The organism is Lactobacillus gallinarum DSM 10532 = JCM 2011 (assembly GCF_001434975.1).
Taxonomy (GTDB): Bacteria; Bacillota; Bacilli; order Lactobacillales; family Lactobacillaceae; genus Lactobacillus; species Lactobacillus gallinarum.
Genome location: NZ_AZEL01000056.1, coordinates 7770 through 8108, shown reverse-complemented (window position 1 = coordinate 8108; position 339 = coordinate 7770). Strand labels below are relative to the sequence as shown.

At 37.5% G+C, this 339-nt stretch carries 1 pseudogene; it reads left to right on the top strand.

From position 1 onward, the window contains the following. Positions 1–339 (top strand): annotated as a pseudogene (locus tag FC37_RS10860) (IS982 family transposase); the annotation flags it as partial.

The following is a 339-nucleotide window of genomic DNA, read 5'->3' as shown; positions in this document are numbered from 1 at the left end:
AAGTTAGTTTTAAAGATTTAGTGATAATTTGTCGGCACTGGTATCGTTTGTATGCATGCACCGGCTGAGTTTACTCATCGACGAAATATTGATCAAATTAAAACTACGGACAGTCTGATTTTGGCTTTACTTATCTGGCAAGCTAAGACAGGAATTGAATCACAAAGAAGATTCTGTGAATGTTTCAATTGTTTATCACACTCACGTTTTAATCGGCGTTCACGTCAGCTATTGCAATTGATTTATCAGATATGGCAAGAAATGAATAAAAAGGTTGACCTGAATGGACAGTTCTTGATCATTGACAGCTTTCCGGTACCTGTTTGCCAACCAATTCGC